Source organism: Ensifer sp. ENS11, assembly GCF_014851895.1.
GTDB classification, from domain to species: Bacteria; Pseudomonadota; Alphaproteobacteria; order Rhizobiales; family Rhizobiaceae; genus Ensifer; species Ensifer canadensis.
On sequence record NZ_JACVAN010000018.1, the window covers coordinates 111,590 to 133,722 of the forward strand.

At 58.7% G+C, this 22,133-nt stretch carries 14 protein-coding genes and 5 pseudogenes; 11 read left to right on the top strand and 8 right to left on the bottom strand.

Translation table 11 applies throughout. From position 1 onward, the window contains the following. Positions 1–285: 285 nt before the first annotated feature. The 5 genes and pseudogenes from IB264_RS26395 to IB264_RS26415 form a co-directional block, all read right to left on the bottom strand. Positions 286–1,233, bottom strand: coding sequence for a GlxA family transcriptional regulator (locus tag IB264_RS26395; RefSeq protein WP_025428231.1), 948 nt, complete (start codon positions 1,231–1,233; stop codon positions 286–288). A 282-nt stretch (positions 1,234–1,515) separates the two neighbouring features. Then, positions 1,516–2,154, bottom strand: coding sequence for a VOC family protein (locus IB264_RS26400; protein ID WP_025428230.1), 639 nt, complete (start codon positions 2,152–2,154; stop codon positions 1,516–1,518). Positions 2,155–2,215: 61 nt separating this feature from the next. Continuing rightward, positions 2,216–3,571 (bottom strand): epoxide hydrolase family protein, encoded by a 1,356-nt coding sequence (locus IB264_RS26405; protein WP_025428229.1) that lies wholly within the window; start codon positions 3,569–3,571, stop codon positions 2,216–2,218. Positions 3,572–3,650: 79 nt separating this feature from the next. Next, positions 3,651–4,451: an SDR family oxidoreductase gene (locus IB264_RS26410; protein ID WP_057220741.1), complete on the bottom strand. Its 801-nt coding sequence runs from the start codon at positions 4,449–4,451 to the stop codon at positions 3,651–3,653. A 301-nt stretch (positions 4,452–4,752) separates the two neighbouring features. Then, a pseudogene (locus tag IB264_RS26415) lies at positions 4,753–4,914 on the bottom strand (type 1 glutamine amidotransferase domain-containing protein); the annotation flags it as partial. A 239-nt stretch (positions 4,915–5,153) separates the two neighbouring features. Here IB264_RS26415 and IB264_RS26420 point away from each other — a divergent pair. The 4 genes from IB264_RS26420 (at position 5,154) to IB264_RS26435 (ending at position 7,387) form a co-directional block, all read left to right on the top strand. After that, positions 5,154–5,384: a hypothetical protein gene (locus IB264_RS26420; protein WP_156612993.1), complete on the top strand. Its 231-nt coding sequence runs from the start codon at positions 5,154–5,156 to the stop codon at positions 5,382–5,384. Between the two features lie 56 nt (positions 5,385–5,440). Then, the gene (locus tag IB264_RS26425) at positions 5,441–5,779 is read left to right on the top strand and encodes a hypothetical protein (protein WP_025428225.1); all 339 of its coding nucleotides are present in this window, start codon (positions 5,441–5,443) and stop codon (positions 5,777–5,779) included. A gap of 628 nt (positions 5,780–6,407) precedes the next feature. After that, positions 6,408–6,809 carry a cupin domain-containing protein gene (locus IB264_RS26430; protein ID WP_057225106.1) on the top strand — a complete coding sequence of 134 codons (402 nt, stop codon included), beginning with the start codon at positions 6,408–6,410 and terminating at the stop codon, positions 6,807–6,809. Positions 6,810–6,943: 134 nt separating this feature from the next. Next, on the top strand, positions 6,944–7,387 hold the full coding sequence (locus IB264_RS26435; RefSeq protein WP_025428223.1) for a carboxymuconolactone decarboxylase family protein: 444 nt from the start codon (positions 6,944–6,946) through the stop codon (positions 7,385–7,387). A gap of 248 nt (positions 7,388–7,635) precedes the next feature. On the opposite strand, the pseudogene IB264_RS26440 reads toward IB264_RS26435, so the two are convergent. Together IB264_RS26440 and IB264_RS26445 are read right to left on the bottom strand one after the other, a co-directional pair. After that, positions 7,636–7,929 (bottom strand): annotated as a pseudogene (locus IB264_RS26440) (adenylate/guanylate cyclase domain-containing protein); the annotation flags it as partial. Between the two features lie 130 nt (positions 7,930–8,059). Next, positions 8,060–8,830 carry an SDR family NAD(P)-dependent oxidoreductase gene (locus tag IB264_RS26445; protein WP_025428221.1) on the bottom strand — a complete coding sequence of 257 codons (771 nt, stop codon included), beginning with the start codon at positions 8,828–8,830 and terminating at the stop codon, positions 8,060–8,062. Positions 8,831–9,040: 210 nt separating this feature from the next. On the opposite strand from IB264_RS26445, the pseudogene IB264_RS34810 reads away from it, so the two are divergent. From IB264_RS34810 to IB264_RS26475, 7 genes and pseudogenes are all read left to right on the top strand, one after another. Beyond that, positions 9,041–9,404 (top strand): annotated as a pseudogene (locus IB264_RS34810) (L-lactate permease); the annotation flags it as partial. A 356-nt stretch (positions 9,405–9,760) separates the two neighbouring features. Next, the gene (locus tag IB264_RS26450) at positions 9,761–10,417 is read left to right on the top strand and encodes a CBS domain-containing protein (protein WP_057225128.1); all 657 of its coding nucleotides are present in this window, start codon (positions 9,761–9,763) and stop codon (positions 10,415–10,417) included. A gap of 204 nt (positions 10,418–10,621) precedes the next feature. Continuing rightward, the gene (locus IB264_RS26455) at positions 10,622–13,072 is read left to right on the top strand and encodes a phosphoketolase (RefSeq protein WP_082571840.1); all 2,451 of its coding nucleotides are present in this window, start codon (positions 10,622–10,624) and stop codon (positions 13,070–13,072) included. Positions 13,073–13,167: 95 nt separating this feature from the next. Beyond that, complete coding sequence (locus IB264_RS26460) at positions 13,168–17,037, top strand: GH36-type glycosyl hydrolase domain-containing protein (RefSeq protein ID WP_192434409.1); 3,870 nt, start codon at positions 13,168–13,170, stop codon at positions 17,035–17,037. A gap of 4 nt (positions 17,038–17,041) precedes the next feature. Then, the gene (locus IB264_RS26465) at positions 17,042–18,361 is read left to right on the top strand and encodes a glucoamylase family protein (protein ID WP_057225110.1); all 1,320 of its coding nucleotides are present in this window, start codon (positions 17,042–17,044) and stop codon (positions 18,359–18,361) included. Between the two features lie 549 nt (positions 18,362–18,910). Further along, complete coding sequence (locus tag IB264_RS26470; protein ID WP_057225112.1) at positions 18,911–20,599, top strand: ABC transporter ATP-binding protein/permease; 1,689 nt, start codon at positions 18,911–18,913, stop codon at positions 20,597–20,599. A gap of 85 nt (positions 20,600–20,684) precedes the next feature. Beyond that, positions 20,685–21,173, top strand: a pseudogene (locus IB264_RS26475) (DDE-type integrase/transposase/recombinase); the annotation flags it as partial. 30 nt (positions 21,174–21,203) lie between these two features. On the opposite strand, the pseudogene IB264_RS34815 reads toward IB264_RS26475, so the two are convergent. Continuing rightward, positions 21,204–21,988: pseudogene (locus IB264_RS34815) on the bottom strand (IS3 family transposase); the annotation flags it as partial. Between the last annotated feature and the right edge of the window lie 145 nt (positions 21,989–22,133).

The window sequence follows — 22,133 nt, forward strand, 5'->3', positions numbered from 1 at the left end:
CGCCCGTTCAGCGAGCTCGCAATACAGGGATGCTAGCTCAGATTCAGCACCTGTCCGCTCTTGGCGCACCCACCCATTCCAGACGAAAAGGGGCGGGCCGATGAACCGGCCGCCCTTCGGAAAGCCAGCTGTGAACCCTTGCCTTGAAGGGTTTCGAACCGCCGACCTCGCTATGCCTGCCAGCAGAGTCCATGAACCCCAAGATTAGGGAATCACACGACAACTCGATCACCATCTCCAGCAGTGCACAGTTCTTCTGTGCCGCGACACCCTCGTTCTCCCGATTCAGGGTGCCAGTTCACTGTCGCGGGCGTTGCGCCGGATAGTCTGGGGCGGCTGTCCGAGTGCCCGCAGAAAAGCCCGGCGCATGCGATCGCTATCGGCGAAGCCGGTTTCCTCCGCGATCACATCCATGGAGTGGCGGCCTTGTTCCATCAGCAGCCGCGCCGCCTCGACGCGCAGGTTCTCCACCGCCTTGGCCGGCGACTGCCCCGTCTCTGACCGGAAGGCGCGGCTGAACTGGCGCGCGCTCAAGCCCGCCGCATCCGCCAGTTCGTCCACCGACAGAACGCTGCGCAGATTGGCCTTGGCATAGTTGACCGATTTCTGGATCCGGTCCGACTTCGGGTCCAGTTCGAGCAACGCCGAGAACTGCGATTGGCCGCCGGCCCTGCGGTGGTAGACCACGAGCTTGCGTGCGACCGAGCGAGCAACGTCCTGACCATGGTCCTTCTCGACCATGGCGAGAGCCAGGTCGATGCTTGCCGTCATTCCCGCCGACGTCCATACGGAGCCATCGACGATGAAGATGCGATCCTCCTCGACCTTGACGGCCGGGAACCGCTCCCGGAGCTGGCGCGCAAAAAGCCAATGCGTCGTCGCACGGCGCCCATCCAGCAGCCCGGATTCTGCAAGAATGAAGGCGGCGGTACAGGGGCCAGCCAGCCGACGCGCAGTTTGCAGGGAATGGCGCGCGAACTCGATAAGGCCCGGTGTCATCGGCTCGATCGTCGTGCCGGCTCCAAACATCACGGTGTCGTAGGTCGTATCGTCGAAGGCTTTCGTGATGACACCAAACCCAGCCGACGACTTGATCTCTCCGCCGGCTTCGGAAAGCAACGTTATCTCGTAAGCCGGCTCTCCAAGCTGAATGTTGGCCATCTCGAAGGCAGTGACCGCTGCAAAACCGAGGAGCTGGAATCCTGGAAACACGACGTAACCGATCTTGTGCATGGCACACCACCTTTTGTCTGAAACCGCCGCTTATATCACATTTGCGCCATCGCAAGAAGCGCCCTCGTCCGCACGCGAAGTGGATGTTGCATACATTGACGGACGCCAGCAGCGGATCTTCGACGACGCTATCATCCGTGCCCCGCAAGAAGGCACGGCGCCTCGTCGGGAACCGGATGCCGTCCGCCTCATCGTAGTCGTAGACGCCCTGCGACAAGATGCAGACGGGTACGCAATCCGGTTTTCGGTGGATTGCGTACCCGAATACGGCCTCGCGGAGGGTTACAACGGTAGCGGCTTGCCGGCCTGCTCCTGTACGATGTAGTCGGCGTACCAGTCCGGCCAGTTCTCATCATGCTTGCCGCCGGTTCGCTTTTCGTGCTCGCCGTGGGCGGCTGCCGCGCGCCGTAGCGCGCCTGCGAGTTCGCTCGACGAGGTGAATGTCGTGATGTCCGTGTCGACGCGTCCAGGCAATCGTTCGGTGACCTCCTGGAGCAGCCAGCCGTTGCCGTCCGGATCGGCGAACGAGGCGGAGGAGCGGTAGCTGCGCCGTTCCGGATCCCTGCCGCTGATTGGCGGCTGCCCAGGACCGGCGCGGTGGATGATCTCGCTCACGTCGGCGCCGCGACCGATGAGTTCGGCGCGGGCAGCTTCGATATCCGAGACGACGAGATACAGCCCGCGTGCCGATCCGGGTGCCGCCGACGTCAGCCCTGTGCCGAAGTGGATCGAGCTCGGTGATCCCGGCGGTGTGAACTGTACGACCCGGAATGTGTCACCGACCGCGAAGTCGGCGTCGAGCCTCCAACCCAGGCCGTCATAAAAGCGTTTTGCGCGGTCAACGTCCGAAACAGGGATAACAACGACCTCAAGTTTCAGGTCGACCGTTTGCAGTTTGAGGGTTTTGGTTGCAATGGTCATGGCTTTTTCCTTGTGGCTGGGAAGGCGGCGCGCCAATGGCGCCCCTTCTTTCTCAAATCGACTAACGCAGCGACCTGAAGGAGACTCGCAACTCTTCAGTGAAGACTTCCGGCTGTTCCCAGGCCGCAAAGTGCCCGCCCTTAGGCAGACGATTGTAGTGGATCAGCTTCGGAAAGGCTTTCTCAGTCCAACTGCGGGGGGCGGTGTAGATTTCGTCAGGAAAAGCACTCACCGCGACCGGGATGGTCACGCCCTTGGGCGCGAAGAAAGCGAGCTTGCTTTCCCAGAAGAGACGGCCCGAAGACAGCCCCGTGTTCGTCAGCCAGTAGAGCGTGATGTTGTCGAGGATGTCATCGCGCGTCAGCCCTTCACTAGCCCCGTCAAAGACGCGGCCGATCAGCTTCTGGCTCTCCGGATCATGATCAATCATCCATGCGGTAAGGGCGATGGGTGAATCGTCCAGGCCGTAGAGTGTCTGTGGCCGGGCTCCCATTTCCAACGCGTAGCCGACACGATGCTTGTAGAAGAAATCGAGCTGCTTCCACGCGTACTCCTCGTCGGCCGTCAGGCCCGTCGGCTGCGGACCGCCGGCCAGCGCCGCGGAAATGTTATCGGGAAGCGTGCCGGGCATGTTGGTGTGGATGCCAAGCAGCCCTTCAGGCTTCTGTAGCGCCATCTGCTCGTTAACTGCGTCACCCCAGTCGCCGCCCTGCGCGACATATTTCTTGTAACCCAGGCGGTCCATCAGAACGGCCCAGGCCCGTGCGATACGCTGCGGATCCCAGCCGAGCTCGGTGGGCTTGCCGGAAAAGCCGTACCCGGGGATTGATGGAATTATGACATCAAACGCATCGGCTGCGGTACCGCCGTGCGCTGTCGGATTGGTCAACGGATCGATGATCTTCAGCTGCTCGATGATCGAGCCGGGCCAACCATGTGTAATGATAACCGGCAGCGCGTTCGGGTGCTTCGACTTCACCTGAATGAAGTGGATATCGACGCCGTCGATGTTCGTCACGAACTGAGGCAAGGCGTTCAACCTCGCCTCCACCTTTCGCCAGTCGTGCTGGTTGGCCCAATAGTCGGCAAGCTTCCGCATCGTGGCCAGTCGCACGCCCTGAGTATCGTCCGTGACCAGCTCCTGATCGGGCCACTTGGTTGCGACGATGCGCCGCTTGAGATCGGCAAGGGCCTCGTCGGCTGCACGGAACTGGAATGGACGAATGGTTTCGTCGACAGCCGGCTGGGCATCGGACGCACCGTTTACGGAAGCCTGCGCAACCTGGATGCCGCTGCGCGCAGAAGAACTCGTTTCGGCGTGAGCGACGACCGCGGGAAGAAAAATTGCGATCGTTCCAGCGAGTGCATAGGCGGCAAGGCGATTGCGCTTGCCAATTATCGAATAGGATCTCGACATGATCATTCTCCTTGTTTCGAGGATCGGCGAGACGCCGCCGACATAGGCGTGCATTTCAGTGGGTCGCTGAAGACCGGAATTACCCTGCGGCTCGATATCGAACAGCAGGCGCGCTGAGCGAAAGGTTCGGCATGAGCTTTTGCCGCGCCGCTTCGTAAGCCTCCCAGTCGCGTGCGTCCGGAAGCGCCGGAATGGTGACCAACTCGCCGAGGTCAAAGCCTGCAAGCGAGGCATCCACCATATCCTCGGCGGACATGACGATCTCGGTCGGCACATGTTCCAGGGGCGTCCCGGCGATGCCCCAGAAATCGGTCGCCGTGGCACCCGGAAGAACGGCCTGGACGCGGATATTGTTGTCGGCAAGCTCCTTCTGGAGCGACAGGGTGAAGGCCAGCACGAAGGCTTTGCTCCCGCCATACACACCATTCAGCAGCTCCGGTGCGATACCGACGATCGAGGCGATGTTGATGATCGCGCCGGTGCCACGCTTCACGAAGCCGGGCACCGCAGCATAGGTCAACCGCGTCAGCGCATTGACGTTCAGCGTGATTAGCTCTTCCATCTTGTCGATATCGGACGCCAACAGCGGGGCGGTCGCACCGACGCCGGCATTGTTGACCAGCGTGGTTATGCTGGCATCGGTATGTAGCACTTGCTCTACGCGACCGAGATCGTCCTTGTTGCCGAGGTCCGCTCCGATCACTTCGACAGCGCGACCTGTCTCGTCGGTGAGCCGCTTGGCGAGCGCATTGAGACGCGCCTTGTTGCGGGCCACGAGGATCAGGTCATAGCCCCGGCGCGCCAGCCGATCGGCGTAAATCGCGCCGATACCAGAAGAAGCGCCGGTAATCAGTGCGGTATCCTTCGAATTCCCAGTCATGACAATCTCCATCAGGTTGAATTTCCAGCCCTGATGTTAAGACGAAGCCCGCCCGTCTCAAATGTCGTATATCCGTCAATTTAGGACGCGCGCCCAGCGCCCGGCTCGAATACGAGGAGCGTTCAGCGCGCGGGCACGAAGGATGGCGGTCGGCTCGCTTGAACTCTTTCAGCGCAAGCGCGACACAGCAGACGACATCCTGTCGTCTGACTGCTTCACGGGGCCGTCTTCGACGATCTCGACCAGCGTTATGATCCGATTGGCCGGCGGACAGGCTTGGCACGTGGGCGCCGGACCGCAACTAGGCCTGCAGAAACGTCAGCAGCGTCATGGTAGCACAGCCGGACGAAGCCGGGTTCTGGCCGATAACCAGCCGATCGTCCATGACGGTAAAATCGGCCCATTCGCCAGCTTTTTCATAATGGCCGCCCAGACGTTTCAGTTCGTCCTCGACGAGGAAGGGCCTCGTGACCAACAAATCCTCGCTTCGGTCCACTCAAGTACAGGCTGTCCTATCCTCGGGTGTAGCCTTCCCTCTCCCTTGATCCGATCGACCGCCAACATCCGTCAACATAGACTCCGCCACGTGACACGTCTCAATCACGCAAAACAGGAGCGCATCATGTCGCAGGCAGAGCTGGTCGCCTGGTATGACCTGCACCGCTCGAAGGCGACGCCGAAAAACGACTGGAGCTGATGGCCATGGCCTCGGATGAGGCCACCCCGCGCGCCTGCGCGCTGCTGTGTCAGAATGCCCTCGCCGTCCTGCGGGTAGCGACGCTCATTGGTACCTTCTTGCGCGACGGCGTCGGCTTCTGGCCTGGTGACGGGTTTGTGCGCAGCCCCTATGGCTGCGGCTCGCATCCGTTGGCCGCTTTGCGCCACAAGCGGTCGTCCTATGCCTCGCAAGATTTATGGGGCCGGCACGGGTGATTTCCGACGCGTAGAGTGTAATCTGGCAAACCGTCCAGCACGTGGAGAGAGCGCCAATGCCCCGTTTTCTTGCCGTTTACACCATGAAGCCCGAAGACCTCGCCTCCTTTCGGAGGCTGCCCAAGGCCGAGCAGGACGCGATCGACGCCGTCGGCATAGAACAGTGGGCCGCGTGGGAGAACAGAAACGCCGCATCCATCCTTGATCGTGGTGGCATGGTCGGCAAGACGACGCGTATAACGAAGGACGGTGTCGCCAACGCCGTGAACCCCTTCTGCGGTTACCTTGTCGTCGAAGCGGAAACCATCGACGCTGCGGCACGGCTGTTCAAAGACCACCCGCACATCACCGTGTTTCCAGGTGACGGCGTAGATATCATGCCCTTTTTAACATGAACTCCTCCGGGTCAGCATCAGCCGTCGGCGGTTCCCCCATCTGAGGCGGCGGAGGCCGCGAACGGCAGCTTATGGCAAGAAGCAATCGTTGGTGGCATTAGCTACATAATTCCTCAAACTCCGATGGTAGGACTCTGATAGATTGCCTCCGGCTGGCCAACGCCACGATCAGGATCTGGCCAGCCGACATGATCTGTTGGCCGAAGGCATCGCAGCTTCGATCGAAATCGTCCGCTTTTAGCGCATTCCCTCGCCCGTCGACGGCCGATGCGCAGGGCCGCAATTAAACGCGGTCAACGTCTCAAGACATTTGCCACAAGATCCCAGGAATGCGGAAGAAATTGATCTTCAAGTTCATATGCATAGGCAGCATTGGTGGCCTTCGCTACCGTAACTGCGTACGGTTCGTATCGGCTAGTTGGATTGCTAGGGCAAACTGGCGGAAGGTCTAGGACCACCTACCCCTTCGTCGAGAGCAAACATCGTGAGAACAGCGCCCTGGGGCGATCGCCCGTTGCGCGTGATCTGATTACGCATTGCAGCGCAATACCGTCCCGATCTCTTGCGGCCTTTCCCAGGCGATCTCTTTTTTTGTGCCGCGGTCGCCAGAACCACCAAGGAGACCAAAATGAAGTCCATCCTACGCACCATGCTCGTTTCGGCCATTATCGGCTTCGGGATCTTGCCAGTCGCGGCTGAAGACGGCGCAAAGGTCACGCCATTGATGTCCAAGGATTTGCAAGACTATCCGGGAAAAGAGGGACTGATGCTGTCCGTAGAGTATCAGCCAGGCGGCTCCTCACCCGTCCACCGACACGAAGCCCACGCATTCGTGTACGTGCTGGAGGGCTCGATCGTCATGCAGGTTAAGGGCGGCGAAGAAGTCACCGTTGCTCCTGGAGAAACCTACTACGAGGGCCCCTCCGATATTCACCTGGTCAGCCGGAACGCGAGCAAGACGAGCCCGGCCAAGTTCATCGTAGTCCTGCTCAAGAAGAAGGACACGCCCGCTGTTATTCCAGTGGAGTGATCGCGGCGAATATCGCGAAGCGGATCACCCCCATGGGACGACGGCCTGCTTCCCAAGTTCGTCACGTGCGAGCTCGCAACTGCACATTCGATGCATCTCACAGTCGATACTGATCAACGAGAAGGAAAGAGACCATGCAACCTCGTCAAAACGACTACTTCAAACTTGCGGAACCAGGCGTCAAACACCTCTTCGCGCTTGAGGGCGCTCTCAAAAACGGTCCGCTGGAGCCGAAACTGCTACACCTTGTCAAGTTGCGCGCATCACAAATCAATTCGTGTGTGTTCTGCATTCATCTGCACACCACAGAAGCCCTCAAAGACGGGGAAGAGCCCATGCGCCTCTATTTGCTGACGGGGTGGCGTGAGGCAACGCTTTACTCCCCGCGCGAGCGTGCTGCTCTCGCCTGGACGGAAGCGCTGACCAACCTCGCGCAGACTGGCGCTCCCGACGATGATTGGGCGCTGATTGAGGCTGCATTTACGGCAGAAGAGCGGTCCTGGTTGTCTCTTGCCATCGGTGCGATCAATCTTTGGAATCGGCTTCAGGTAGGGTTCAGGGCTACTCATCCCGCTTAACGGCTCAACGTGCGCCACTGACACGGCGTCTTTGTGGCGTGGCGGTCCGAGCCGCCGCGCCTTTCTTGTCGGTTCGAGCCCGGAACGCATCATGAACCCCACGAGCCTCGAACCAACACTCGAAGAAATGCTGTATCGCATCAAGCAGCCGCGGGCATGGCAGCGCCTGTCGAAAACGAGAACCAGCCGGCGCATGAACTGCGCGCCATAGAGAGCGATCCGACCGAGGCCAGGGCCCCACCCGCTGATCCTGGCGCCAGCCGGTCCGCCGCCGCCAGCTCCACATCACTCCCGATCTTGACCCGGATCCGCTGGTCCTCGGTGACGGCGGCATTCCGTTCCGCCAGCCCACGCTGCAGCGAGACGGCGCATTCCACGGCGTCCACCACGCTGCCAAATTTGGCGCGCATCCCGTCGCCCATAAGCTTGAAAATCTGGCCGTGATGGCGGGCAATCTCCGGCTCAAACAGTTCCTTGCGTCCCGCACGAAGGCGCTCGAAACGACCGCCCTCAACAGCGCTTCTGGGGAACCCGCGTTTCATCCAACACTTCTACTGAACGCCCCAGGCAGTCCTTCGGTGCGATGTCCCATGTGAGCCCGATTGTTCGTGTGCCTCCCGCAAGTCGCTTGCAATGTGAGAGCCGTCGTCGAGGACAGCCCCACTCCCCACCTCAGGCGACGGACCATCCACCGTCCACCAGCAGGTTCGCGCCGGTGATTAGGCTCGCAGCTGGTGACGCAAGGAAGACCACGGCACCCACTACATCGTCGGTTTCACCGATCCGGCCGAGTGGAATGTGACCGAGCGTCGCTTGGCGATTGTCGGGATCGGATAGAAAAGGTGCGGTGCCATCGGTGTGGATGAAGGTCGGCGATACGGTATTTACCGTTACGTTGTAGCGCGCCCACTCGGCTGCAAGGCAGCGCGTCAGGTGATTAATCGCCGCCTTGCTCATGCAATAGATCGCCTCGCCGCGCAGTGCCACTGTACCGGCCTGCGAGCTGATGTTGATGATCCGGCCCTCTTTACGCTCGATCATGTGCCGACCTATTGCCTGCGTCATCAGAAAGGTGCCCTTGATGTTGACATCGAGTATCTGGTCAAGGTCCTTTTCCTCAACGAGTTCCGCGAGATTGCCCGGAGCCACTCCGACATTGTTGATGAGGACGTCGATCCGACCGAACGTTGTAAGGGCCGCATCCACTGCTTGTGCGATATGCGCCTTATTGGGAATGTCTAGCTCAACCGGGAGGACTTTGCCTCCGGCGCTCTCGAGTTCGCCAACCAGGCCAGCCGACGCCGCGATGTCGCGGACGCCCAGCACGATATCGGACCCTGCTGCGGCACAGGCAATTGCGCAAGCACGACCGATGCCACGGCTCGCTCCCGTCACGAACGTCACTTTGCCGTCAAGGCTGAAATCCGGCGCGTTCTTCTGCATTATGATACCTCCCTTGATAAAGCTCATTCATGGCAGCGTCGAAATGCGGATGCCAGACTTTCAACGCATGTTGCGGAGCATCCCTTGACCACGTCCGCAAGGGCCGACCATAGAAACTCTGCTCTTGAAGGGTTTCGAACCGCTGACCTTCGCTTCAGCGCGCTGCTTTGATTGGGTTCTCATCCGTAGCCAAGAAGTTTACAACAGAACCTGCTGGCGCTTGGGTTTGTCACACGATACTCTGGAACCGACGCGTCACTCGGGCTGGCCTTTGCCAAGACCGGGGTCCTTTATTCGTTCATCGGGGGCGCTCGTCAGCTCGCTCGGTGTCGCGCTGACGGGCTCCGACGCCTCGCCCAACGGCGTCCGCCAATAGATCGGATGGGCAAAATGATCGACGCCCAGAGCACCGTGGTCGCGCCCACCGCCACCAAGATGTACGGACAGGAAGGGGACGACCCTCCGCTTCGTCTTCTTCCATAGCCTTGCACTTACTTACCTCGTTGGCGTGCTCGTGTTCAGCCAAGCAACAAGCTCTCCCGCATCGTGGAATCCGCATGCAGTCGCAGCGTGAAGATTCTACTTGCAGTGATTGCAATGGTTGCTTGCGCGAGCAACCATAACGACACCCCGGCTCGAACTTTCCCACAAGGCAACGAACATCCTTGAAAATGGCACTGTCTGACAGGGTTTGGGATCGTCGTCGCAACGTGCGTAGGTTTGAAACGCATCTGGGCGATGATAGGCATGCTCGGATGGTTGCAGAGGCAGACGCCGGCCGCGCAGCCGGAAGAGGCCTCAGACGTTTCAAACGCAAACGCACGTCCAACGGGAAGCCGTGTCGAGCGGCTTGTCTCGTTTCTGCAATGGGTTTACTTTGTCGCCGCAATAGACGCGGATGCGCGCCAGTCACTTAGAGTTGGGACCGAAATGCTCGTCAAAGATGTCATGACATCGACGATCGTAAGCGTGTCGCCTGACAACAGTGTCAGACAGGCTGCCATGACCATGTTGAGCCATCATATAAGCGGCATTCCGGTCATTGACGGGGATGGGCATCTCCTCGGCATCATCAGCGAAGGTGACCTGATACGCAGAACGGAACTGGGTGGAGCAATGTTTGCCTCCGCTGAGGATTTGGCAGCGCCCGCCGAAGACAGAGCCAATGCGTATGTGAGGCGCAGCTCCTGGAGAGTTGCGGAGGCAATGACGCCTGCTCCAGTGACAATCGACGAAGATGCGTCACTTCTGCAGGCCGCAAGGCTGATGCAAAAGCACGGCGTCAAGCGCATACCCGTCATCAGACATGGCGAACTTGTCGGAATTGTCAGCCGAGCCGATTTGCTGCAGGCGATCGCCACAGCCAAACTGGATGGGACACCTTCAGGCGATGAAGCCATTCAGCGCAGTGTCATGGTTCGGCTCCGGGAAAACACTGGCCTCGAAGCGTTCGACATCAAGATCGCAGTAACCAACGGGATCGTGCATCTGTCTGGCGCCGTTGCGATACCCGAATGCAGGCGCGCTGCCCGTATCGTTGCCGAGAGCGTTCAGGGCGTCCAGGGGGTCGTCGATCATTTCACCTAAACCGACAAGGTGAGGTTTCTGAGATCGTCGATCCGCACCGACTTTTGACGACAGCGCCGTCGTCGTTGCGTATGCGTCAGGCGAAATGCATTTGGCGTTTTCGCCGGACCGAGGCACTGCCTGTTTCCAATCGGGCTTGAAGCAGGCTCTGTCTGCATAAAAACGACTTCGCGACAATAAATCCGACTTCATAGGGAGACTTCGATGGCTTCGCATGAGACGGAAATGACCGGAAAAAATCAACCAACGAACCCACCTCTTTCAACGGAAGATCTTCGACTAATCGACGCTTACTGGCGGGCATCCAATTACCTGTCGGTAGGCCAGATATACTTGCTCGACAATCCCCTCCTGCGAGAACCGCTAAAACGCGAGCACATCAAACCACGCCTGCTCGGGCACTGGGGAACTTCTCCCGGCCTGAACATGCTCTACGTCCACCTGAACCGGGTGATCAAACGCGATAATCTCGACATGATCTACGTGATCGGCCCTGGCCACGGGGGGCCGTCCCTGGTCGCGCACGCCTATCTGGAAGGGACCTACAGCGAATTCTATCCGAATATCAGCCAGGACAGGGAGGGTATGCAACGGCTCTTCAAGCAGTTCAGCTTTCCCGGTGGCATTCCAAGTCACGTCGCACCTGAAACTCCGGGCAGTATCCACGAGGGCGGCGAACTGGGGTACGCTCTTAGCCATGCTTACGGGGCGGCATTCGACAATCCGGAGCTGATCGTTGCCTGTGTCGTGGGCGACGGCGAGGCGGAGACCGGCCCGTTGGCGACGGGGTGGCAGAGCAACAAATTTCTCAACCCGGCGCGCGATGGCTGCGTCCTGCCGATCCTTCACCTCAACGGGTACAAGATCGCCAACCCATGCTTTCTAGCTCGCATTCCCGAGGATGAACTGCGAAAATTCTTCGAAGGAATGGGCTATGAACCCTATTTCGTTGAGGGCCATAGCCCGGAGAACGTCCACCAACAACTGGCCGGCACGCTCGACACCATCGTGGCCAGGATCAAGCACATCTGGGCTGATGCGCGCACCAACGGCAATCTAAAGCGCCCGGCCTGGCCAATGATCGTCTTTCGCACGCCGAAGGGATGGACGTGTCCGAAAGAAATCGATGGCAAGAAATGCGAGGATTACTGGCGGGCACACCAAGTGCCGATGGGCGAGATGGATAAGCCAGAACATATCCGCATTCTCGAACAGTGGATGAAGAACTACCATCCTGAGGATCTGTTCGATGAAACGGGCAGGTTACTGCCCGAAATCGCTGCGTTGGCTCCGGCGGGCAACCGTCGAATGAGTGACAATCCGCATGCCAATGGCGGCCTGCGGCTTCGCAGCCTGAAGCTGCCTGCCTTCAGGGATTATGCCGTGGATGTTCCAAGCCCCGGTGCGACGACCGTTGAATCAGCGCGGGTGATGGGCAAATTCCTCCGCGACGTCATGAAGGCCAACATGGACAGCCAGAACTTCCGCCTGTTCAGCCCGGACGAAAACAATTCGAACCGATGGCAGGACGTGCTTGAGGTGACCGATCGCTGCTACATGGCCGAGATTTATGAGGACGACGATCATTTGTCGCCAGACGGTCGCGTCATGGAGGTCCTGAGCGAACATCAGTGCCAAGGGTGGCTGGAAGGCTACCTTCTCACCGGCCGCCATGGCTTCTTCTCCTGCTATGAAGCCTTCATCCATATAATAGACTCGATGTTCAACCAGCATGCCAAGTGGCTTAAAATCTGCAACGAGATCCCTTGGCGCAGGCCAATCGCTTCATTGAACTACTTTTTGAGTTCTCATGTCTGGCGACAGGACCACAACGGCTTCAGCCATCAGGATCCGGGTTTCATCGACCACGTCGTGAACAAGAAGGCCGACGTGATCCGGGTCTACCTTCCGCCGGACGCCAACACGCTTCTGTCGGTGACAGATCACTGCCTGCGAAGCCGCAACTACGTCAACGTCGTGATTGCTGGAAAGCAGCCTTCACCGCAATGGCTTACGATGCCCGAGGCGGTCAGGCATTGCAGCATGGGCGTGAGCATCTGGGACTGGGCCAGCAATGACAGGGGAAGCGAGCCCGATGTCGTAATGGCCTGCTGCGGTGACGTTCCTACCCTCGAGACGCTGGCGGCAGTCCAATTGATGCGCGAGCACCTGCCCGAGTTGAAGATACGTGTCGTCAACGTCGTGAACTTGATGAAGCTTCAGCCTCCCGAAGAACACCCGCACGGCTTGTCAGACGGGGACTTCGACGCGCTCTTTACCAGAGACAAGCCGATCATCTTCGCCTTCCACGGCTATCCATGGCTGATCCACCGGCTCACCTACAGGAGGGCCAACCATGGAAACCTGCATGTGCGCGGATACAAGGAGGAAGGAACGACGACAACCCCGTTCGATATGGTTGTCCTCAACGAGCTCGATCGCTTTCACCTCGTCGGCGATGTCATCGACAGACTTCCTCAGTTGGGTGCACGCGCCGCGTACTTTAAACAGGCCATTCAGGCGAAGCTCATTGAGCACCGTGAGTACATTCAGGAGCATGGCGACGACATGCCCTCGATCGTCGGATGGAAATGGGGCACGCAGCCACAACCTGACGTGACCCGGAAAACCTCGACTGAGGGAGACAATCTATGATGGGCCGGCGAAATGACCGGAAGTTCCGGCAGAGTTTTGCCGCACCACGATAGAACACTGCAATACCCGACGCATCTTGAAACGAGAATAGCGGCATGGGTTCGATCACTGGAAAGAGTTCATCGGCAGCTATCGGCACTCCGATCGATGGCCGTGCCGTGGCGTTGCTTTCCAACGGCGCGTACAGCGTCCTGCTGACATCCGCGGGTGCGGGTTATGGATCCTGGCGGGACATTGACGTCACTCGTTGGAGAGAGGACGGGACGCGCGATTGTTGGGGACAGTTCTGTTATGTTCGCGATCTCACGGACAAGAGCTACTTCTCCGCAGGCAAACAACCGGCTTTTCGCCTGGAGAATACCTACGAACACTCTTTTCGAGGCGATCGCGCTGAGTTCCGATGCTGCGCCGGAGACATCGTCGTTGCGTGGTCAGTCTGCGTGGCGCCCGACAGCAACGCGGAGGTGAGACTGTTCGATGTTACTAATCAGGGTACCAAGCCCAGAGTCCTGGAACTGACCAGCTACGCGGAAATCTGCCTGAACAATCGTCGCGCGGATTCGGCCCACCCCGCATTTGCCAAGCTCTTCATTGAGACCCGGTTCGATGCCAAAACCGGCGCATTATTTGCGCGCCGTCGCCCGCGTAGTCCCGAAGACGCGCCGCTCTGGGCAGTCCACGTTTCCGCCCTGAGTACGACAGCACTCGGCCCTCTGGAATTCGAGACAGATCGGCGAAGATTTTTGGGGAGAGGCCGCACGACGGCAAACCCGTTGGCTTTGTCTGACGAGGCAGCGCAACTCTCAGGAACGACGGGACCCGCGCTGGATCCGATCTTCTGTTTGAGACGGCGTGTCCGTGTCCCACCGGGCAGCACCGTACGCGTCGCATTCACAACCGGTGCTGCCGATAGCGCCGCTACGGCGATGGCAATCGCCGAGCGATACTCGAGTATCAGCGAAGCCGAAAACGCATTTTTGCAAGTCGGGGTGGCCCTCGATCAAACGTCTGTTGATCCGGACGTGACCGAAGGTGAGATAGATGTCGCTTACAGTCTGATAAACAACATCGTGTTTGCCAACCCGTCTGCCCGTCCGTCGGGCGCCGTTCTGGCGAAGCCGATGAGCAGAACCGCGCTGACGTCCAGGGGAATTCATAGCGATCCGCAGATCGTCGTCGTAACGCTTGAGGAAAACAGCGATGGCGCGTTGTTGGACGAAGTGCTGCGCGCGCACAGATTCATTTCGCGTCGAGGGCTCCGGTTCAATCTTGTTCTTGTCGATGGTCGTGATGCGCAAGCGTGTCTAGAACTGGCGGCGGCTCTCGCCGGACCACAGGCAGAGTTCCTTGGAAAGCCAGGTGGAATACATCTCGTGCCTGCGGCCACACTTTCAGAAATGGAAACAACCACCCTCGCCGCCGCGGCACGTGTCAGTCTTTCGAGCGGCAATGGCTCTCTGGGCGACCAACTCAAGAGCGGTCGGCGAATAGCGATATCGCACGAAGCATCACCCATAATCCGCCGCGCATCGATCCAACGGTTCACCGAAGCGGACACGAACCTGCAGCATTGGAATGGTTTCGGTGGCTTCAGCGCTGACGGACGCGAATACGTCATCCACGTGAATGGCGCGAAAAAACAGACGCCGATGCCGTGGTGCAATGTGATCGCCAACCCGGAATTCGGCTGCCTGACCAGCGAGAGCGGCCTTGGCTACACCTGGGCAGGAAACAGCCAGCTAAATCGCCTGACGCCGTGGTCAAACGATCCGATTTCAGACCCGCCGGGCGAAGTCATCTATTTGCGTGACGAGGACAGCGCTGAGTATTGGACGCCGACGCCATTGCCATTGGGTGCCGGGGAAACCGCTACGGTCCGGCATGGACCGGGGTACAGCTGCTATGAGAGCGACATTGGGTCCCTGCATCAGGAATTGACGGTGCATGTCTCCTCCAAGGATCCCGTCAAGATCATTCGGCTTGAACTTCGAAACGGCGGCGATCGACCACGCCGACTGACGGCGACATACTACGTGGAATGGGTGCTTGGCTCGCTGCGTGAAGACGCAATCACGCACGTCCTGTGCGAACACGATCCTCGTTCCGGGGCAATTATCGCGAGAAATGCGTGGGAGGGGTGGTTTTCCGACAAACTGGTATTTGCAGGTGCGAACAGACCAGTGCGTTCGGCCACCTGCAGTCGCTCGCAGTTCCTTGGCGCGCTCGGCTCGATAACCCGACCAGCATGGCTGGCGAACCAAAGTCAGGAAGACGATCTCCATTCGCCCTGTGATCCGTGCGCCGCATTGACGGTGGAAGTCGTGATCGCGCCGAATGAAAGTTCGCAGGTCGTCTTCGTTCTTGGACAGGGCGACAGTCTCGATCACGTTCGAGCTCTCATGGGGGATTATTGTCAACCGAGACGGGCCCAAGATGATCTGGATATCGCATCGCGCAAGTGGGCCGACATTCTTGAAACGATAGCAGTCAGGACGCCTGATAACCGTTTCGATCTAATGATGAACCACTGGCTGCTGTATCAGGTTCTTTCCTGTCGTGTTTGGGCACGCTCGGCATTCTATCAGTCCGGAGGCGCCTACGGCTTTCGTGATCAACTCCAAGACGTGATGGCTCTGGTATACGCCGCTCCGAGCGAAACACGTTTGCAGATTTTGCGTGCGTCCTCTCGTCAGTTCTGGGAGGGAGACGTCCAGCATTGGTGGCATCCTCCATCGGGTGTGGGCGTGCGCACCCGGATGACCGACGATCTCTACTTCCTCCCGCTCGTGGCTCATCACTACGTTTCGACGACGGGCGATGCCAGTGTGTTGGACGAGGTGGTACCGTACATCACATCGCCGGTGCTCAACGATGATGAACACGAAGCATACGGCGAGCCCGGCGTCAGCGAGAAGGTGGGCACCGTCTATGATCATTGTCTTCGCGCATTACACCATGGGTTCCGTCTCGGTCGCCACGGGTTACCGCTCATGGGGACTGGCGACTGGAACGACGGAATGAATCGGGTCGGCTCTGACGGCAAGGGTGAGAGTGTCTGGAACGGATGGTTCTTCCTGACGGTGCTGAACGCCTTCTCCGAAATTGCAGATGAACGCGGTGACGACGTAAACGCGTCATGGTGCAGGGAAAGCGCCGAACAGTTGCGAATGGCCCTGGAGGCCAATGCATGGGACGGAGCATGGTATCGACGCGCCTATTTCGATGACGGTACTCCACTTGGCTCCTCCCGGAACGACGAGTGTCAGATCGATGCCATTCCGCAGGCATGGGCGGTCATCTCAGGCGTTGCCAACGAAGAGCGCGCTTCAAAGGCAATGTCGGCGGTCTGGGATCGGCTCGTTCGCGCGGACGACAAGCTCATCCAATTGTTTGATCCGCCATTCGACAAGGGAAAGCTGCAGCCAGGTTATATAAAAGGTTACGTCCCCGGAATACGCGAAAATGGAGGCCAGTATACGCATGCCGCAGCATGGGTGGTGCTCGCGACCGCATTGCGCGGCGACGGCGACCGCGCCTTTTGGCTTTGGAACTTGATCAACCCGATTACTCATGGCCTGTCGGAAGAAGACGTCCAACGCTACATGGTCGAACCCTATGTCGTCAGCGCAGATGTCTACGGCGCAGCCCCGCATACCGGACGCGGTGGCTGGACCTGGTACACAGGATCCGCCGCTTGGCTCTATCGTGTCGGGCTCGAAGCTCTTTTGGGCATTCGACGCGAGGAGCAGCATCTGTCGATCGATCCGTGCATCCCCAAGAGCTGGCCCGGTTACGAACTTGATTTCAGGCTCGGATCGGCCACGTATCGCCTCAAGGTGGATAACGCAGCGGGCACAGGCCGAGGTGTACGCGCGCTGGTGATGGACGGCAGGCAGTTCACTGGCGGAAAGGTGCCGTTTGTCGACGACGGTCGTGTCCACGACGTCCAAGTCGCCCTTGGATAACGATATGTCCGAGCTGCTGTCGACCGATCCGGAACTTCACCGAATGCCGAGCGAGCAGGATCTCGGTCGGCTGCAGTTTACGACGCTCCTTTACTACCTGCATTGCACTAACCCGGACAACGGGTTGGTGCGAGACAAGACAGCGCCCGACGCCCCAGCAAGCATAGCTGCGGTTGGCATGGCGCTCGCGACAATTCCAGTCGTGGTGGAACGCGGGATCATCATCCGCCAGTTCGCTGCAAAGATCGCCCGACGTCGGTTAGAATTCCTGTTGTCGTGCCCGCAGGGCCAGGAGCCGGACGCCTCGGGTTACAAGGGCTTCTTCTACCACTTTCTCGACATCGAGAGCGGCCGTCGGGTGTGGCAATGTGAACTCTCCACGATCGACTCGGCGTTTCTTTTCGCCGGGGCACTCACTGTGGGAGCCTACTTTGACGGCGCCGACGCAGACGAGGTTGAAGTTCGCCGCCTGGCTAAAGCGCTTTACGAGCGAGCCGACTGGGGTTGGGCTTGCGATCACGGGCTCACGCTCACGCACGGTTGGAGGCCAGAGAGCGGTTTTATCCCTTATCGTTGGCGCGGATACGACGAGGGCCTCCTGCTCTACATCCTCGGACTTGGCTCGCCCACATACCCGTTACCTTCGGAATCTTATGCCGCCTACACCGAGAGTTATGAATGGCGAAACATCTACGGCCGAGAGCTACTCTATTCAGGCCCACTTTTCACTCATCAGCTGTCACACATGTGGATCGATTTTCGGGGCATTCGCGACGATTTCATGCGGGATCATAACAGCGACTACTTTCTAAACAGCCGCAGCGCCACCTTTGTCCATCAGGAATACGCGATGCGCAACCCGAAGAACTATGCAGGCTACGGAGAGCATTGTTGGGGTTTTACGGCGAGCGACGGTCCAGGTTGGGTGACAAAAAGTGTGAATGGGATTGAGCGTGAATTTTACGACTACATAGCGCGCGGCGCCCCCTTTGGGCCGGACGACGGGACGGTATGTCCTTGGGTAGTGGTGGCTTCGCTACCATTTGCACCCGAGATCGTCGTTCCTACCGTGAGACATTTCGCGCAAATGGAACTAGGGATGACCCGTCTCTATGGATTTAAACCGTCCTTCAATTCGTCGTTTCCTATCGAGGGAAAGCCGACCGAGCCGTGGGTCAGTCCATTTCACTTCGGCATCGATCAGGGTCCTGTCGTGCTCATGATCGAAAATTTCAGGACCGGCCTGATCTGGAATATCATGCGACAGTGTCAACCCATTGTCAGGGGTCTGCGTAAAGCAGGTTTCTCGGGAGGATGGTTATAGAATGTTGGCGCCCCGTTGCTTTCGGCGAGGCATTTCTGACAGCCGAGCGCAAGTGTGGCCCGCCCTTCGCCCCGCTGTCGGCGCGTTGAAACTTGCAGCTCGCCTCGACGTGGCTGGCATTCGCCGCCGAGTGCAGCATATCGCGTCCGCTATGCGCCGCTGCGACTACTGTACACCGCGAAACACGCTGGCTGATCCGGATGGTGCTGCCGCTGGATCTGCTCGGCGAAGACAGCGCCCAAACCCATGACGACGGCCCTATTGCCTCGGTGAAAAAAAGCGGGCTGACGGCACATCGCAAGACGACGGCGCCACGTTGCTCAAGCGATGCCGTGTCAGGCGGTCATCGAAGGTGGGTTGAAGATCCACGGGAAAAATGGGTCCGCAAGGCTTGTGCAACGACATCGAGGTCGAGTGCGTGAAGGCAGAGAATGCATGACCATCGATCATCCGGGTTGGCGCCGGACGTTTTCGCTATCTGGCTGTTGCGGTCGCCAACCGGGAGCTTCTTGACGGTATCGGCCCGTTTGAGCGGGCAAGGGGACGGATATGGAACAGCAGCAAATTCCGTTCAAGGTAACCGTAGCTAGCTTCATACGCACCATAAGGATTTTTGTGGGCTCCGAGGTCGGGCTCAAAGCAAAGCTCATGTTCGGCGGCCTGATAATGCTGCTATGCGGGCTAAGCGCTCTTAACGTTGTGAACAACTACGTCGGACGAAACTTCATAACTGCCATCGCCGAACGCCAGATGGCCGAGTTCATACGGCAGGCGATTTTTTACATCGCTGTTTTCGCCGTTCTCACCGTCGTCGGTGTCCTTGCCCGATTTGCCGAAGAACGACTGGCGTTGCTCTGGCGCGATTTCCTTACCCGCCGCATTGTCAATCTCTATCTGGATGACGAGGCTTACTATCGTCTGGACGTCTCCGGGAGACTTACTCATCCGGACCAGCGAATAGCCGATGACGTGCGCGCGTTCACCGTCACCACACTCTCTTTCGTCATTATGCTGTTCAGCAGCACGCTCACCGTGGTGACCTTTTCCGGCGTGCTGTGGACGATCAGCCCGCTGCTTTTTGGCGTGGCTGTCCTTTATGCGGCGTGCGGCTCGTACATGACGATCGCCCTGGGGCGGCCCCTAATTTCTCTGAACTACGATCGGCTCGATAAGGAGGCCACCTTCCGGTCTGGACTCATTCACGTTCGCGAAAACGCTGCGTCCATCATGCTAACGCGTGGTGAGAAGCGACAGAAAGTAAGGGTGCTGCATAGGCTTGACGATCTGATCGCAAACATACGCCGCATTACTGCCGTCAACCGCAACCTGGGATTCTTTACCGGCGGCTACAACTGGATGATTCAAATCGTGCCGGACTTAATCATCGCGCCGGCATTCATAAGAGGAGACATTGAGTTCGGTGTCGTCACCCAGTCCGGGGCAGCGTTCGCTATGCTTGTTGGCGGGTTCTCGTTGATTGTCCGACAGTTTAATTCGATCTCGAATTTTGCGGCCGTGGTCTCTCGTCTGAGCTCTCTGCATGAGGAGATCTCAAGGTCCCATGAAATAGAATCGGGAATCGAGTTCTTTGAACGGGACGGGCCCCTGATGTGCGAAGGGCTGACTTTAGCCTCAACGACGGACGCAGAGTCCCCTCTTCTGAGGGACTTGTCGGTATCGATTCCGGTCGGGATCCGGGTATTGATAACTGGCTCCAGCCACGAACCAGGTGCGGCGTTGTTCAGGGCGATGGCTCAGATTCCGACCCCGGGTACCGGGCGCATCGTTCGCCCCGCTGGCACCCTCTTTCTATCGCAACGGCCATACCTGCCATCCGGTCCCCTTCGTGACGTATTGATCACCCCTGAAAAAGAAGGCGAAATCTCGGATCACCTCTTGCTCAGCACGTTGCATGACCTTGGGCTCGAACGGGTCGCGAACCAAGTGGGCGGGCTAGATGCCGAGCGCGATTGGGAAAAGGAACTGTCCCTGAGAGAACAGCAGCTTTTAGGCCTTGCGAATATTCTTCTCTCAGCGCCGCGCTTCGTCGTCCTGGATCAAGCTGAGATGACATTGGGGCCTGCTTTGCTCGAAAAGATAATGCATCTGCTGTCCGAGCGTTCGATCACCTGCATCCACTTCGGAAGAGCCGAAGGTGATCGTGCATCATATCAAGCCGTCCTCGAGTACGGTGTCGATGGTCAGTGGACATGGTCAATTGGTGAACACGCTTCCTAGACGAACCACAGTGCCGCGCGAGCACACTCTCCCCACCAGCGCACGAACAGCACAGTACGCGCGGCATCAGACGCAGCAAGTCGCCGCGAACGGCTTCGAGATCGGCTGCGACAACAAGGAGAAGGTCCGCGTCGCCTTCGCCCTCGACTGCTGCGACCGTGAAGCAATCGCCCATGTGGCCACCACGGAGGGCATCAAGAGCCAGGACGTGCAGGACCTCGTGATCACCGCCGTCGAGAACCGCTTCGGCCGCATCAATATGTTGTCCGAACCCATCGAATGGCTCACCGACAACGGCTCCTGCTTCATCGCCAAGGACACCGCATCCTTGCTCCGCGAGATCGGCATGGAACCGTGCACGACACCGGTGCGAAGCCCACAGTCGAACGGCATGGCCGAGGCGTTCGTCAAAACATTCAAGCGCGATTACGTCTCGGTGAATCCAACCCCCGACGCTGAAACCGTCATCGCTCAACTGCCGTTCTGGTTCGAGCATTACAACAATCTTCACCCGCATAGTGCTTTAGGATATCAATCGCCGCGCGAGTTCATCAGCTCGCAATCTCAAACCTGAGCATGTCCGGTCTTTTGGGGGCAACTCCAGCTTTCCGCGCCGTGCGATGATCGTATCCAACTCCCGAGCAAGCCGCAGCCCTGAGAGTGACGTGTCGGCGACTAGCGCCAAGCACTCACGGGTGAAGTCGTCGACAACGGCCAGGACGCGGAAGCGGCGACCATCGGTGAAGGCGTCGCTAACGAAGTCCAGGCTCCAGCGCTCATTGGGACGCGATGGCAATCCCAACGGCCGCCTGGTTCCCAGGGCACGCTTGCGCCCGCCGCGTTTGCGGACGGTCAGCTTCTCTTCCCGATAGAGCCGCCTGAGCTTCTTCAGGTTCATGACGATACCCTGCCGATCCAACATCACGTGGATGCGCCGATAGCCGAAACGGCGGCGCTCTGACGCTACCTTCTTCATGGCATCCCGGATATGGGCGTCATCAGGCCGAATACTGCGATATCGCATGCTCGACCGGTCAATGGACAAAACCTCGCACGCCCGACGCTGGCTCACACCATGCTCCTTGCAGACATGAGCCACCGCATCTCGCTTCACATCGGGCGTCACCATTTTTTTGATGCGACGTCCTTCAGGATCGCGTTGTCCAGCATTGCTTCGGCGAGCAGTTTCTTCAGCTTGGCATTCTCATCTTCCAAAGCCTTTAGCTTCCTGGCGTCGGAAACATCCATGCCGCCATACTTCGCCTTGTATTTGTAAAAGGTTGCCTCCGATATCCCATGCCTGCGGCAGACATCGGCCGTCTTCTGGCCACTCTCCTGCTCGTTCAGTATCCCGATGATCTGCTGTTCCGTGAACCGTGCACGCTTCATTCCGTCCGTCTCCTCAATTGCTCTGATCCCCAAAAACTGGACCGTTTTTGATTGGAGTTTTCCGCGCTAGATTCCCGGCTGGGAACAGGAGCGGAAGTGATGAAAGCATCTAATTTTTCGGACGCCCAAAAGGCGTTCATTTTGA